This is a genomic window from Rhizobium sp. 18055, assembly GCF_902706285.1.
In the GTDB taxonomy this organism is placed as follows: Bacteria; Pseudomonadota; Alphaproteobacteria; order Rhizobiales; family Rhizobiaceae; genus Rhizobium.
Genome location: NZ_CACSKD010000009.1, coordinates 55,483 through 69,769 on the forward strand (window position 1 = coordinate 55,483; position 14,287 = coordinate 69,769).

Annotated in this window: 14 protein-coding genes; 9 read left to right on the plus strand and 5 right to left on the minus strand. The window is 61.9% G+C overall.

Translation table 11 applies throughout. The annotated features are described in order from the left end of the window. Positions 1 to 77: 77 nt before the first annotated feature. The gene (locus GVL52_RS16585) at positions 78 to 365 is read left to right on the plus strand and encodes a hypothetical protein (RefSeq protein ID WP_160009056.1); all 288 of its coding nucleotides are present in this window, start codon (positions 78 to 80) and stop codon (positions 363 to 365) included. A 199-nt stretch (positions 366 to 564) separates the two neighbouring features. Here the strand turns inward: GVL52_RS16585 and GVL52_RS30910 are convergent, their stop codons facing one another. The 3 genes from GVL52_RS30910 to GVL52_RS16595 all read right to left on the minus strand — a co-directional run bounded on the left by GVL52_RS30910 (position 565) and on the right by GVL52_RS16595 (position 2,623). After that, positions 565 to 918, minus strand: a complete 354-nt coding sequence (locus tag GVL52_RS30910; protein ID WP_244619204.1) for a hypothetical protein — start codon at positions 916 to 918, stop codon at positions 565 to 567. Next, positions 915 to 1,790, minus strand: a complete 876-nt coding sequence (locus tag GVL52_RS16590; RefSeq protein ID WP_244619205.1) for an MFS transporter — start codon at positions 1,788 to 1,790, stop codon at positions 915 to 917. Before GVL52_RS16590 ends, GVL52_RS30910 begins: the two co-directional genes overlap by 4 nt. A gap of 74 nt (positions 1,791 to 1,864) precedes the next feature. Continuing rightward, positions 1,865 to 2,623: a hypothetical protein gene (locus tag GVL52_RS16595; protein WP_160009058.1), complete on the minus strand. Its 759-nt coding sequence runs from the start codon at positions 2,621 to 2,623 to the stop codon at positions 1,865 to 1,867. 163 nt (positions 2,624 to 2,786) lie between these two features. Between GVL52_RS16595 and GVL52_RS16600 the strand changes: the two genes are divergently transcribed. Continuing rightward, complete coding sequence (locus GVL52_RS16600; RefSeq protein WP_160009060.1) at positions 2,787 to 3,332, plus strand: glutathione peroxidase; 546 nt, start codon at positions 2,787 to 2,789, stop codon at positions 3,330 to 3,332. An 84-nt stretch (positions 3,333 to 3,416) separates the two neighbouring features. Here the strand turns inward: GVL52_RS16600 and GVL52_RS16605 are convergent, their stop codons facing one another. Further along, entirely contained in the window at positions 3,417 to 4,178 is a 762-nt protein-coding gene (locus GVL52_RS16605; protein WP_160009062.1) for a TerC family protein, read from the minus strand. Between the two features lie 242 nt (positions 4,179 to 4,420). Beyond that, on the minus strand, positions 4,421 to 5,092 hold the full coding sequence (locus GVL52_RS16610) for a TetR/AcrR family transcriptional regulator (RefSeq protein WP_160009064.1): 672 nt from the start codon (positions 5,090 to 5,092) through the stop codon (positions 4,421 to 4,423). Positions 5,093 to 5,247: 155 nt separating this feature from the next. On the opposite strand from GVL52_RS16610, the gene GVL52_RS16615 reads away from it, so the two are divergent. The 7 genes from GVL52_RS16615 (at position 5,248) to GVL52_RS16645 (ending at position 14,204) form a co-directional block, all read left to right on the plus strand. Then, positions 5,248 to 6,441: an HlyD family secretion protein gene (locus GVL52_RS16615; protein ID WP_160009066.1), complete on the plus strand. Its 1,194-nt coding sequence runs from the start codon at positions 5,248 to 5,250 to the stop codon at positions 6,439 to 6,441. A gap of 22 nt (positions 6,442 to 6,463) precedes the next feature. Further along, positions 6,464 to 8,056, plus strand: a complete 1,593-nt coding sequence (locus GVL52_RS16620) for a DHA2 family efflux MFS transporter permease subunit (RefSeq protein WP_160009068.1) — start codon at positions 6,464 to 6,466, stop codon at positions 8,054 to 8,056. Between the two features lie 97 nt (positions 8,057 to 8,153). Next, positions 8,154 to 9,149 (plus strand): alpha/beta fold hydrolase, encoded by a 996-nt coding sequence (locus GVL52_RS16625; protein WP_160009070.1) that lies wholly within the window; start codon positions 8,154 to 8,156, stop codon positions 9,147 to 9,149. An 87-nt stretch (positions 9,150 to 9,236) separates the two neighbouring features. Further along, positions 9,237 to 10,262, plus strand: coding sequence for a LacI family DNA-binding transcriptional regulator (locus tag GVL52_RS16630; protein ID WP_160009072.1), 1,026 nt, complete (start codon positions 9,237 to 9,239; stop codon positions 10,260 to 10,262). Positions 10,263 to 10,280: 18 nt separating this feature from the next. Continuing rightward, positions 10,281 to 11,735 carry a xylulokinase gene (gene xylB, locus GVL52_RS16635; protein WP_160009074.1) on the plus strand — a complete coding sequence of 485 codons (1,455 nt, stop codon included), beginning with the start codon at positions 10,281 to 10,283 and terminating at the stop codon, positions 11,733 to 11,735. Positions 11,736 to 11,951: 216 nt separating this feature from the next. Next, a complete protein-coding gene (xylA, locus tag GVL52_RS16640) occupies positions 11,952 to 13,262 on the plus strand; it encodes a xylose isomerase (protein ID WP_160009076.1) in 1,311 nt (436 codons plus the stop codon). 159 nt (positions 13,263 to 13,421) lie between these two features. Beyond that, positions 13,422 to 14,204, plus strand: coding sequence for a TIM barrel protein (locus tag GVL52_RS16645; RefSeq protein WP_160009078.1), 783 nt, complete (start codon positions 13,422 to 13,424; stop codon positions 14,202 to 14,204). The last annotated feature ends 83 nt before the right edge of the window (positions 14,205 to 14,287 follow it).

Sequence of the window (14,287 nt, forward strand, 5' to 3'; positions counted from 1 at the left end):
GATTGGTGTATGGAGCGATAGGGTTGCCGGTACGGCCGCGCCGTGACGATGGATGCCGCAGCACGAAGGAGCAGGAGATGGGTGACGAAAAGCCCGGCACGATCGGGCCGGATACGATCGCCCTTCTGAAGGCTGTTGCCGACAGTCCGAAGCGCGACAACAGTGCCTATCATCGCGCCATGGCCGAAGCGCGCCAGGCTTTCGAAGATGCTGAGATCGCGCTTGGCGGGCCTGTGCGGCTCAAGACCAGGATCAAGCAAAAACGCAATGGCGACTATGTCGTCAAATGGACCTTTAAGTCTCCTGGCAAGTCTTCGGTCAATTCTAAAGCCAAGCCATCAAGCAAAAGCAAGCCTGCGAAGTGAGTTCGGTTGTCATGCCGTGCCGGGGGTGAATGCCAGGAAATAGACCGCGGCAAGTGCAACGGCGATGGCAAAGATGATGACGACGAACCGCGTCATGCCGCGGCGGGCTTTTTTCTCTGTGCTTTTCATCCAGCCTAAACAGATGGATAGCCGATAAGGTTCCATATTTTCTGGTTGAGCTGTTGCCCCAGCCTTGGGATCAGACCGGCGCCAGTGCCTTGCGCTTGGCCAGCCAGACGATCATCGCAAACACGATCAGAGCGGCGGCGCCGAGCGCCACGAACAGCCATCCGCCATGTCCCCAAAGCACGCCCGCCAAGGTCGATCCGATCGCGCCGCCGATGAAATTGCTGGCGACGAAAGCGGTGTTGAGCCGGCTGCGGGCGTTCGGGTCGATCGCAAACAGGCGCGTCTGGTTCAGAACATTCAGCCCCTGGATGGCGATGTCGAGCAGCAGCACGGCGACCAGGATCGGCAGGATATGCGTGGCGCCGAAAGCGGCGATGACCAGCGAGACCAGCGCGAGTGCCAGGGCTGCACCCGTCGCATTCACCGACCAGCCGCGGTCATGCAGCCAGCCGGCGCGCTGGGCGGCAAGGGCGCCGGCCAGACAAGGCCGACGAGGCCGATCTGGCTGACGGAGTAGGAAAACGGCGCCGAACTCAGCAGGAAGGTGAGGCCGGTCCAGAACATCGTGAAGACCGAAAAACCGGACGCACCGATGACGAGGGTGATCTGCACGGCGCGATGCTTGCGCACGGTCGAGAACACCGAGCCGAGCAGCTTGCCGTATGAGACGGCCGGGCGCGGGCGTTCGGCTGGAAGGGAGCGGGCGACCAGAAGCGCCAGGAAGACGATGAAGATGGCGGCTGCGACATAAATCGCGCGCCAGCCCAAGGCGTCGGCGAGAAAGCCGCTGATGGTGCGCGACAGGAGAATGCCCGAGATCAGGCCCGAGACAATGGTTCCGACGACGCGGCCGCGTTGTTCCGGCCTGGCCAGATCGCCGGCGAGCGGCGTCAGCAACTGGCCGGCGACGGTGGTGAGGCCGAGGGCGGCGAGGGCGGCCAGCAGGGCCGCGAAGGTCGGGGCCAGCGCGCAGGCGGCCAGTGCGACGGCCGAACAGAACATGATTGCGGGAATAAGCCGGCGCCGGTTCAGCGTATCGCCAAGCGGCACGATCAGCAGGATGCCGAGGGCATAGCCGATCTGCGTCACGGTGATCAGCGTGCCGGCGGTGCCGATCGAAACGCCGAACGAGCCGGCGATGTCTGCCAGCAGCGGCTGCGCCCAATAGAGATTGCCGACCGCTGCTCCACCCGAAATCGCAAACAGCAGCGTCAGCGGGCGGGACATGCCCGGGGGAACTGGGCCAGCGGGAACTGGGCCAGGAGGGACGGGACGTTCAGTTTGGGAGATGGTCATCAAGTTCTCCTATGGGGCAGTTCGGGGCCGGACAAGGCCAAGGTCTTGCCATTCCTGAAAGGCCACAGCGTCGGTCAGCGCTGGATTTCCGCCAATGCCCGGTGAAGCGGCAGGTCGGAAATCTGGATCAGGCCGGAGAAGGGAATGTCCATGTCTAGCACCAGATAGATCGAGGCCGAGATCAACAGCGCGGCCAGTACGAACATCGAGACGACGATGATGTTCCGCGGTGCCCGGTAGCCGAAGCTGGCAAAGATCAGGATCAGCCAGGCCACCAGCATGCTGATCAGCGGCCTGGGGATGACGCCTTCGGATTGCTCCACCAGAATCCAGCGCTGCTCGACGATCCGCTGGTACTGCTGGCGGGCATCGTTCCATAGCGCGATGTGCCCTGGGTCGTCTGGGTTGAGCAGCGACAGGCTGTCGCCGACTTCATTCAGCGCGAGTTCGGAGGTTGGATCGCCCTTGACCAGCGGATCGTCGATCGGCGGTGCATTTCCCAGTGCCTTCTCGACATAGACGGCCAGGCGCTGCTTGGTCTCGTTGGCTTCCAGCCCATAGGTTCGCAAGGTCTTGTCGAAGAGGATGATCTGCGTGGCGAAGGCATGGACGTTGCTGTCGATGCCTTCGAAGGTGTTCTTCGCCGAGTTGATCATCAGGCTGAAGACCAGCGAGGTCATGACCACGAAGATGTTGGCGACCAGGCGAACGACGGCGTTGGTCTCGTCCTGGCGGTGATGCACCGGCAGCTTCGAATAGGTGAGCATCGTGCCGATCGAGGCGGCGATCAGGCAGAGGCAGACAAACGCTGCCAAAAACACTTCACGAGACATTCTTCCCAACCCTCACGCTTCCCAACCCTCACGCATGCCGCAGTCGCTTGCCGAGGCAAACTATCTGCTTTGCAAGAATTTGCCAGCGGGCGCCATCCGGCGGCTGGACAAAGCTGCGCGCGAGTATAGCTTCCGCATCGCAATTTCATGTTGGAGAATGATAATGACCGATGTTTTGAGTGTTCCGGTGAAGCGAGCCGATGGTCGTGACACGACGCTGGACGAGTATCGCGGCAAGGTGCTTCTGGTCGTCAACGTGGCCTCCAAGTGCGGGCTGACGGTGCAGTATGAAGGGCTGGAAAAGCTCTACGAGGACAAGCGCGAGCGCGGTTTCGAGATCGCGGCCTTTCCGGCCAATAATTTCAAGGGCCAGGAGCCGGGCACCGATGCGGAGATCGTCGAGTTCTGCACACTGACCTATGACGTGAAGTTTCCGATCTTCTCGAAGATCTCGGTCAAGGGCGACGATCAGCACCCGCTCTACAAGGAACTGACGACGACCGGCCTGCCGACCACCGGCGAGGGGCCGATGCGCCAGAAGCTCGAGGGCCTCGGTCTGGCAACCGAAGGCGACAAGGGCGTGCTGTGGAACTTCGAAAAATTCCTGATCGGCCGCAACGGCAAGGTGGTGGCGCGCTTTGCGCCTGACGTGACCGCCGACGATCAGCGGCTGGTGCAGGCGATCGACAAGGAACTGTCGGCCGGCTGATCCGGGCCCAGGGGCGACGGCGGCGGATTTCTCGAGCTGACATTTCGGAAAGGGCGCGGTGTGATGCCGCGCCCTTCTGTTTCTTCAGTGCTTGGTCTGCTTTGCGGCTTCGCGTTTTCGCTTTTTGGCGTTGCGGGCAAACATGTTGAGTACCTCGACGAGAGCCGAGAAGGCCATGGCGGCGTAGACGTAGCCCTTCGGAACGTGGAAGCCCATGCCTTCGGCGATCAGCGTCGTGCCGATCATCATCAGGAAGCCGAGCGCCAGCATGACGATGGTCGGGTTCTTCTCGATGAAGTTGGCGAGTGGCGTTGCGGCCACCAGCATGACGGTGACGGCGGCGACGACGGCAACCACCATGATCGGCAGATGCGGGGTCATGCCGACGGCGGTGATGATGCTGTCGACCGAGAACACCAGGTCGAGGACCAGGATCTGGCCGATGACGGCGGCAAAGCTCGTGGTGACCGCGGCGGCGGCCGCGTCGTTTTCATGTTCTGCCGGATCGACCGTGTGGTGGATTTCCTTGGTCGCCTTCCAGAGCAGGAACAGGCCGCCGGCAATCAGGATCATGTCCTTCCACGAGAAGCCGTGGCCGAAGAGATCGAAGACCGGCGTCGTCAGCTTGACGATCCAGGCGACGGTGCCGAGGAGCGCGAGACGCATGACCAGCGCCAGGCCGATGCCGACCTTGCGGGCCTTCTCGCGGTGTTCAGGCGGCAGCTTGTTGGTGAGAATGGAAATGAAGATCAGGTTGTCGATCCCGAGGACCACTTCCATCACCACCAGGGTGAGGAGGGCCACCCATGCGGCCGGGTCCTGAACGAGCATCATGATGTCTTGCATCTATATGTATCCCCTTGCGCCACATTAGCGGTCGCTCGAATGTAAGGTTGCGCCTTGGCTTGGCAAGCGCTCAAATCGGCAAGCGCACGTTGGAGCGCGCGCAAGGGGGTATACGAAAGCTGACGGTATTTTATTCCCGGATGGGAATCCGGATTTCCGTGAGGCCGACGCCGGTGGTCCGGATTCGATCGCTGTTGCGGGATTTTAGCGGCGGCTAAGGCAGCACCAAAGCGCTCGTTCGACTATTTTTCGCGGTTGACGCCGTAAGCTGCCATGAAAACGCGGATGGCGCCGTTGATGACGCGTTCGACTTCGTGTCTCGGCGGCGCATGCTCCATGCTGCCGAACAGGCGGAACTTGAAGAAGCTGCCGCTGGAAAGGTCGAGAAACTGGGCTGCCGCCAGATCGATGTCATCGATCGCGAGCTTGCCTGCTTCGACGTAGCGCGTGAGATAATCGCGCAGGATGGTTCGCAGGTTTTCCGGGCCATTGAAGAAGCGCTGGCAAAGAACCGGCATGCGGTCGCGGACGCCGAGCACCGTGCGCATGGCAGTGATGACCTTCTCGTCGGTCATGTGGGCGATGAAGCCTGTTCCGAAGTCGCGCAGACCGGATTCGACATCGTCATGTTCGGCAAGCGCCGTTCGCATGGATGCGACGAACGCGGCGCGCTCGCTTTCGATCATTGCGGCAAAGAGTTCTTCCTTGCTGGCGAAGTAGACGTAGAGCGTACCCTTTGACACTCCGGCTTCGCGCGTTACATCGTTCATGCTCGCGGCGTCGAAGCCGAGTTTCATGAAGACGCGGCGAGCGCCGTCGAGAATTTGCTTGCGCTTGGCGGGGTCTTCGCCTGCAGCCCATCTGCCACCACTGGATGGCAATTCCCCCACCGATGTGTCGGAAAGCTCTGTCATAGCTCCTTAACCATATTCGCAGGTGCGAATGTTCTGTTAACAAAATCGAACCAGGTGGTTCGATACATCTTGATATGAACGTTAAAAGGCTCTATGTCAACTGAACCGAACCGTTCAGTTCGATCACTTCAACTCGTATTTACCGGTAGTCGCTCATGTCGTCCAGTCAAAACGCCAATGTCGCTCGTATAGTCAGCACGCCTGCTGACGGTGCAGCTCAGGCCCAGGAAGCAGCAGTCACCACAGCGGAAGCTCCGCGCGCTCCCCAGACGTCGGCCGACGTGAAGGTTGCTCCGGATGAGAAGAAGAAAAAGCGCAGCCTCGTTCTACCGATCCTCGGGGTCGTGGTGCTGGCCGGGGTCGGCTGGTACGGCGCCGAATGGCTGATGACGGGCCGCTTCATGGTCTCGACGGACGACGCTTACATCGAAGGTGATATCGCGACGATCTCGCCGAAGGTCACCGGCTACGTCGCCAAGGTCAACGCCAGCGCCAACCAGCAGGTCAAGGCCGGCGACGTTCTGGCGACGCTCGATGATGGTGACTACAAGCTGGCGCTTGCCCAGGCGCAGGCCTCGCTCGATACCGAAAAGCTGTCGCTGCAGCGCATCGATGCGCAGATTGCCGGTGGTGAAGCCAGCCTCGATCAGGCGAAGGCGCAGAAGGTTGCTCTCGAGGCGACCGTTCGCGGCGCGCAGATCACCCAGACCCGCGCCAGCGATCTGCAGGCGAAGTCTGTCGGCACGACCGCGTCGCTGGACACGGCCAATATCTCGCTCGACCAAGCCCGCGCCAACCTCGTCGGTGGTGACGCTGCCATTGCTTCGGCAGAGGCAAACGTTACCCTGCTGCACGCCCAGCGCCGCGAGGCCGAAGGCACGATCCGCCAGCTCGAGCTGGCCCGCGACAAGGCTGCCCGCGATCTGTCCTTCACCATTTTGAAGGCGCCTTATGACGGCATCGTCGGCAATCGTTCGGTACAGGAAGGCGATCTGGTTTCGCCCGGTCAGCGCCTGATGGCACTGGTGCCGGTGCGCGAACTCTATATCGATGCGAATTTCAAGGAGACGCAGATCCAGCATCTGGTTCCGGGCTCCAAGGTCAACGTCCATGTCGATGCCTATGACGATCATCCGATCGTCGGCACCGTCGCGTCGATCGCGCCGGCATCCGGCTCGGTGTTCTCGCTGCTGCCGCCGGAAAATGCGACGGGCAATTTCACCAAGATCATCCAGCGCGTGCCGGTGCGTATCGCCCTGCCGCAGGATGCGCTTGACAGCGGTCGTCTGCGCGCCGGCCTCAGCGTCGTCGTCGATGTCGACACGCGTACGGCACCTGACGCCAAGTAATATCGTCTGACGAGGTAGGCTGATGGCCGCGAGCGCAACAATGGGAACCGTTCCCGCCACTCCGGCTGCCACGGATCAGATGGATCCACGCAAGCTCATCGCGTTCTTCGCGATGGTCGTCGGCATGTTCATGTCCATCCTCGACATTCAGATCGTGTCGGCGTCGCTTGCTGAAATCCAGGCCGGCCTCAGCGCCGGCACGGATGAAATCGGCTGGGTGCAGACCTCGTATCTGATCGCCGAAGTCATCATGATCCCGCTGTCGGGCACGCTGGCGCGCATCATCTCGACACGCTACCTGTTTGCCCTGTCCGCTGCCGGGTTCACCGCGGCCAGCGCGCTTTGCGCGACGGCAACGAACATCGACCAGATGATCGTCTACCGCGCCATCCAGGGCTTTATCGGCGGCGGCATGATCCCGTCGGTGTTTGCGGCGGCCTTCACCATTTTCCCCGCCTCCAAGCGCAGCATCGTTTCGCCGATCATCGGCCTGATCGCGACGCTGGCGCCGACCATCGGGCCGACCGTCGGCGGCTATCTCAGCCATGCCTTTTCCTGGCACTGGCTGTTTCTGGTCAACATCATTCCCGGCATCATCGTGACGATCGTCACGTGGAAATTCATCGATTTCGACAAGCCTGAATTCTCGCTGTTCAAGAAGTTCGACTGGTGGGGACTGGTGTCGATGGGCGTGTTCCTCGGCGGGCTGGAATATGTGCTCGAAGAGGGCAATTCCAACGACTGGTTCAACGACAGAAATATCCTTCTCGGTGCCGTCGCCTCGACGATCGGCTGCGTGATTTTCTTCTACCGCGCCTTCAAAGTGGATTTTCCGGTCGTAGATCTCCGGGCCTTCAGCAATAGAAACTTTGCCGTCGGTTCGCTGTTTTCCTTCGTCATGGGTATCGGCCTATACGGGCTGACCTACATCTATCCGCTCTATCTCGGGCGCCTTCGCGGCTACGATTCGCTGATGATCGGCCAGACCATGTTCGTCTCCGGTCTCGCAATGTTTGTGACTGCGCCGATCGCCGGCAGGCTGTCGACGAAGATGGATCTGCGGATGATGATGGTGCTCGGCTTCGCCAGCTTTGCCGCCGGTACCTACATCATGACCGGTGTGACGGCGGACTGGGACTTCTACGAGCTGTTCATTCCGCAGATCCTGCGCGGCTTCGGGCTGATGATGTGCATGGTGCCGATCAACAACATCGCACTCGGCACGATGCCTCCGGCACGCATGCGTGGTGCGTCGGGCCTGTTCAACCTGACGCGCAATCTCGGTGGCGCCGTCGGTCTGGCCGTCATCAATACGGTGCTGACCAATCGCCAGGACGTGCATTACCAGCGAATCCGCGAGGGTCTCGACTGGGGCAATCCGATCGCGCTCGACCAGATCAAGTCGATGACGTCGAATTACGATGCCTATGGCATGGATGGCGCAGCCGTTGCGATCAAGCAGATGGTCGCGATGGTCACCAAGCAGGCGATGGTGATGTCGTTCAGCGATATCTTCGTGATCCTGACGGTGCTGTTCGTGGCGATGATCTTCGGGATCGTGCTGATCGACAAGCCGGCGCCGCAAGGCGGCGGCGGGGGTGGCGGCGGCCACTGATCCCTCTTGCAATCGAATAATAATAGCGCCGGCCTGGGAAACCAAAGCCGGCGTTTTTGCGTATAGTCCTCGATATCATCGGGATCGACGCCGCTTCATGTTCAAAGCATCCGCCAAACTGCTCGCCTTACTGTCCGTCGTCTTTTCCATCGCCGTCAGCCAGGTGCTCGCGGTCGATCCGTCCGCAGAGGAGGAGCGGATCGATATCGGCGGCTACAAGATGAACAGCCTCTATCTCCCGGCGCGCAAGGCCGAATTGCCGCCGATCGTTTTCATTCATGGCGCCAGCGCCAATCTCCACGATCCGGTGTTCTCCTTCCGCGAGAAGCTGGAGGGTCGTGCCGACCTGCTGTTCGTCGATCGCCCCGGCCATGGCCGGTCGGATCGTGGCGGAGCCGAGAATGCCTATCCGGACGGGCAGGCGGATGCGATCGCGGCGCTGATGAAGAAACGCGGCATCACCAAAGCGATCATCGTCAGCCATTCCTTCGGCGGGGCGGTAGCGGCAAGCCTTGCGCTCAGGCATGCAGACATGGTGCACGGCCTGGTCTTCCTGTCGCCGGCCGTCTACCCCTGGCCTGGCGGTATCGCCTGGTATTACGATGCTGCCAAGGTGCCGGTCACCGGCGTGCTGTTCAGCACCCTTGTCGTGCCGCCGCTCGGCCTTGCCTTGATCAACGGTGCGACGCGCTCGGTGTTCGCGCCCAATGTGCGGCCGCCGGGCTATATCAAGGGCGCACATGCGCTGGAGGCGCTCGGTCCGGTGGCATTCCGAGACAATGCGATCGACGTCGCCAACCTGCTGGAATGGACGGAAAAGAACGCGCCGCTCTATGGCAGCATTCATGCACCGACGGTGATCATCACAGGCGATACCGACAGCGTCGTGTCGCCCGAGATCCATTCCCGCCATCTCTCCAAGGTCATCAAGGGTGCGCGGCTGGTGATGATCCACAATATGGGCCACAAATCCGATTATGTGGCCCGCGATGTGGCGGTGGCTGCGATCGAGAGCCTCGCCGGCAAGCCGCGCAATCTCCGGAAAGCGGCTGCCGAACTCGAGGCAAGAATCGCCGGCGACCACGAAAAATAAGCGGGCGCTTTCGACAAAAAACTCCTCATTGCAAATTTTGATTTACGTACATCAAATTTGACGCTAAAGGTCTCGTCAGGAGGAGCGATGAGGCCGACCGTTCACGATATTGCCGCTGCCGCGGGCGTAAGCCTTGCGACTGTCGACCGAGTGCTGAACCAGCGTCCTGGTGTTCGGCATGTCACGCGCGAGAAGGTCGAGACTGCCATTCGCGAGATTGGATATGTGCGCGACGTCGCCGCCGCCAACCTCGCGAAGGGGCGGACCTATCCCTTCGTCTTCATCGTTCCCGCCAGCGACAATTCCTTCATGCATGGGCTGAACGCCGAGGTTCAGGCCGCGGTCGCACGCTCGCCGGTCGAGCGGACCCATATCCGCACGGTGGAGGTTCCCGCCTTCGATCCGGCAGCGCTGGTCGATGTGCTCGATCAACTCGGTACGGAGCGACCCTCCGGCATCGCGCTGGTTGCAACCGATGCGCCCGAAGTGCGCGACGCCGTCGATCGGCTGGTGCAGGCCGGCATTCCCGTCGTCACCGTCGTCTCCGATCTCACCGGTTCGCTGCGGCATCACTATGCCGGCGTCGATAATATCGCGGCCGGCCGCACCGCCGCGCGGCTGCTTGGCCGGTTTCTGGGTGGTGCCAGGGGCGATGTCGCGGTTCTTGCCGGTTCGATGCTGGTGCGCGACCATCGCGAACGATTGGAAGGATTTGCCTCGCTGATCGCCGAGGAGTTTCCGGGTCTCTCCATCCTGCCCGTGATCGAAGGGCGCGACGATCCTGAGATGGCGCATATGCTGGTGGCCGATGCGCTTTCGAAAAACGCCGGCATCACCGGGATCTACAGCCTCGGCGCCGGCAATCGCGGCCTGATCCGGGCGCTGAAGGAAAAGGCGGTCGATCGGTCGCTGACGGTCGTTGCGCATGAACTGACGGCGCATACGCGCGCAGCCCTGCTCGACGGAACGATCGACGCAATTCTCAACCAGGATGCCGGCCACGAGGTGCGCAGCGCCATCCGGGTGCTGAAGGCGAAGGCCGACGGGCTCTCCGTCATCGACGCGCAGGAGCGCATTCGTCTCGATATCTTTCTAAAAGACAATCTGCCGTAACGGCAAAGGGAGAAGAACATGTATCTGGGTCTCGATCTCGGCACATCAGGCGTCAAGGCGATGCTGATGGATGGCGATCAGAAGATCATCGGTTCGGCCAATGGCTCGCTCGACGTCTCGCGTCCGCATTCCGGCTGGTCGGAGCAGGAGCCGTCGCATTGGGTGCGCGCCACCGAGGAAGCGATCGCAGGGTTGAAGGCCAAGCATCCGAAGGAGCTTGCCGCCGTCAAGGGCATCGGCCTGTCCGGCCAGATGCATGGCGCGACGCTGCTCGATGCCGACGACAAGGTGCTGCGGCCGTGCATTCTGTGGAACGATACGCGCAGCTATGCCGAAGCCGCCGCCCTCGACGCCGATCCGAAATTCCGCAAGCTGACCGGCAATATCGTCTTCCCCGGGTTCACCGCACCGAAGCTCGCCTGGGTCGCCAAGCATGAGCCGGAGATTTTCGCCAAGGTGGCCAAGGTCCTGCTGCCGAAGGATTTTCTGCGCCTGTGGCTGACCGGCGAGCATATTTCCGAAATGTCGGATTCGGCCGGCACTTCCTGGCTCGATACCGGCAAGCGCAAGTGGTCGTCGGAGCTTTTGGCCGCCACCGGGCTCGATGAAAAGCATATGCCAACGCTGGTCGAAGGCACCGAGCAGGCCGGCAAGCTGCGCGGCGAACTGGCTGGCCAATGGGGCATCACCGGCCCTGTCGTGGTTGCCGGCGGTGCTGGCGACAATGCGGCATCGGCCTGCGGCATGGGCACCGTCAGCCACGGCGCGGCTTTCGTGTCGCTCGGCACCTCGGGCGTGCTGTTTGCCGCCAACGGTTCCTATCTGCCGAAGCCGGAGAGTGCGGTTCATGCCTTCTGCCACGCGCTGCCCGATACCTGGCACCAGATGGGCGTCATCCTGTCGGCCACCGATGCGCTGAACTGGCATTCGCACGTCACCGGCAAGTCGGCGGCTGATCTGACCGGCGAACTCGGCGAGACATTGAAGGCACCGTCCGGCGTCACCTTCCTGCCCTATCTCTCGGGCGAGCGCACGCCGCACAATGACGCTGCCATCCGCGGCGCCTTCATCGGGCTGGAGCATGAGAGCAGCCGGGTGGTGCTGACCCAGGCGGTACTCGAAGGCGTGTCGTTTGCGATCCGCGACAATCTCGAAGCCTTGCGTTCTGCCGGTACCGACATCGCGCGAGTGACGGCCATCGGCGGCGGCTCGCGCTCGCGCTACTGGCTGGCCTCGATCGCCACGGCACTCGGCGTTCCCGTCGATCTGCCTGCGGACGGCGATTTCGGCGCGGCGTTTGGCGCGGCGCGTCTCGGGCTGATTGCAGCGACTGGGGCGGACCCGGTTGCGGTGTGCACGCCTCCTGCAACGGATGGCACGATCGAGCCGGTTGCGGCGCTGAGCGGGGCTTATGACGAGGTCTATGCGCGCTACCGGGCGCTTTATCCGGCGATCAAGTCGCTGGGGCGGTGAGGTGAAATCTACCGGGAGGATGTTGAAAGACCCCTCCCCAACCCCTCCCCACAAGGGGGAGGGACTTCCGTGCCCCAGGTGCTGTCTTCGCAAATGGCGAGGCGATGCCACCAGCCTTCTCCCCCTTTGTGGGGGAGATGCCGGCAGGCAGAGAGGGCGTTGGGCCGGAAGACCAAACGACACGAACCGAACGACAACCAAGGAGGAGTAACCATCATGAGCACCGGATTTTTCGGCGACATCCAGACGATCAAGTATGAAGGCCCCGACAGCACCAACCCGCTGGCCTTCCGCTATTACCAGCCAGACGAAATGGTCATGGGCAAGCGCATGGAAGACCATCTGCGCTTTGCCGTCGCCTACTGGCACACCTTCACATGGCCGGGCGGCGATCCGTTCGGCGGGCAGACGTTCCTGCGGCCATGGTTCGACGACACGATGAAGGCTGCAAAGCTGAAGGCCGATGTGGCTTTCGAATTCTTCCAGCTGCTTGGCGCGCCATACTACTGCTTCCACGATGCCGACGTGCGTCCCGAAGGCAAGACATTTGCCGAGAACACCAGGAACCTCAACGAGATCGTCGATTACTTCGCCGAAAAGCAGGCCGCATCAGGCACCAAGCTGCTCTGGGGCACGGCCAACCTGTTCTCCAACCGTCGCTTCATGTCGGGCGCCGCAACCAATCCCGATCCTGACGTCTTCGCCTACTCGGCGGCAACCGTGAAGACCTGCATGGATGCGACGCAGAAGCTCGGCGGCGAGAACTACGTGCTCTGGGGCGGTCGCGAAGGCTATGAGACGCTGCTCAACACCGATCTGAAGCGCGAGCTCGACCAGATGGGCCGCTTCCTCAACCTTGTTGTCGAGTACAAGCACAAGATCGGCTTCAAGGGCCAGATCCTGATCGAGCCGAAGCCGCAGGAGCCGACCAAGCACCAGTACGACTACGACGTCGCCACGGTTTACGGCTTCCTGAAGAAGAACGGCCTCGAAAACGAAGTGAAGCTCAACATCGAGCAGGGCCACGCGATCCTTGCCGGCCATTCGTTCGAGCACGAGCTGGCGCTGGCCAACGCGCTCGGCATCTTCGGCTCGATCGACATGAACCGCAACGACTACCAGTCCGGATGGGATACCGACCAGTTCCCGAACAACGTGCCTGAAATGGCGCTGGCCTATTACCAGGTTCTGGCAGGCGGTGGCTTCACGTCAGGCGGCACCAACTTCGATTCGAAGCTGCGCCGCCAGTCGCTCGATCCGGCCGATCTCCTGATCGGCCATATCGGCGGCATGGATTGCTGCGCCCGTGGCCTGAAGGCTGCGGCGAAGATGATCGAGGACAAGGCGCTGTCGCAGCCGCTGGCAAACCGCTACGCCGGCTGGGATTCGGCCGAGGCACAGAAGATGCTGCGCGGCGAATATTCGCTTGGCGACATCGCCGGCTTCGTCGAAAGCAAGGACATCAACCCGCAGCCGCGCTCGGGCCAGCAGGAACTGCTGGAGAACGTCGTCAACCGTTACGTCTGATTGCCGTTCGACTGATCATCGGGAGCCGGGGCGCGAAAGCGTCCCGGCTCTTTTCGCTTGTAAAACAAGGCCAGATTCAGCTGGAAAGCGTCATTGCGGACGCTCCTGAGATAGGCTCTATTGCCGTCAATGCTTTGTGCGCATGAGGAGGTGCCCACCATGACTTCGCCGTTCCAACTTGCCGCCTGCGCCGAAATGATCTGGCGCGACCGACCGATCGAATGGCGTGCGAGCCGATTGAAGGAGCTGGGTTTCGGCGTCGGCCTGTGGAACTGGCCGGAGCACGATCTTTCCAAGCTCGAAGCGACCGGTGCCACCTTCACCATCATGAACGGCTACCGCACGGGCCGCCTGACGGACGACGAGGGTGCTGCGGAACTGCTGAAGACGGCGCGCGAGACGGCCAAGATCGGCAAGCGGCTCGGTGTGCAGCGCCTCAACCTGCATGGAACGGGGCTCGGCGAGGGCGGCCTGCCGGTGCAGCAGATCGAGGTGCTGACGGGCGAAATGTGGCTGAAGGCGCGCGACACGCTTTGCCGGATCGTGGAACTCGCCGAAGAGGAAGGCGTGGTGTTCACGCTCGAAAACCTCAACCTGCAGGTCGATCATCCGGGCGTGCCGTTCGGCCGCGCCGAGGATACGCTGGCGCTGGTCTCAAGCGTCGATCATCCGCGCCTGCGGCTCAATCTCGACCTCTATCACGCGCAGATCGGCGAGGGGAACCTGATCGAACTCTGCCGCAAGAGCCTGCCGTGGATCGGCGAGATCCAGGTCGCCGATGTGCCCGGCCGGATGGAACCGGGGACCGGCGAGGTCAACTGGAAAGGCATTGCCGGGGCGCTGAAGGCGATGGGCTATGCGGGTCCTGTCGGCATGGAGGCGTTCGCCTCCGGCGATCCCGAGGTGGCGCTTGTGGCGTTTCGCGAGGCGTTTACGGTTTAGGTCCAGTTGCCCAGTCCGGCTGATGGAATGCCGTGTTCGAACGGCATTCCATCAAATTCAAACGTGCCTGGGTAACCGGCCGC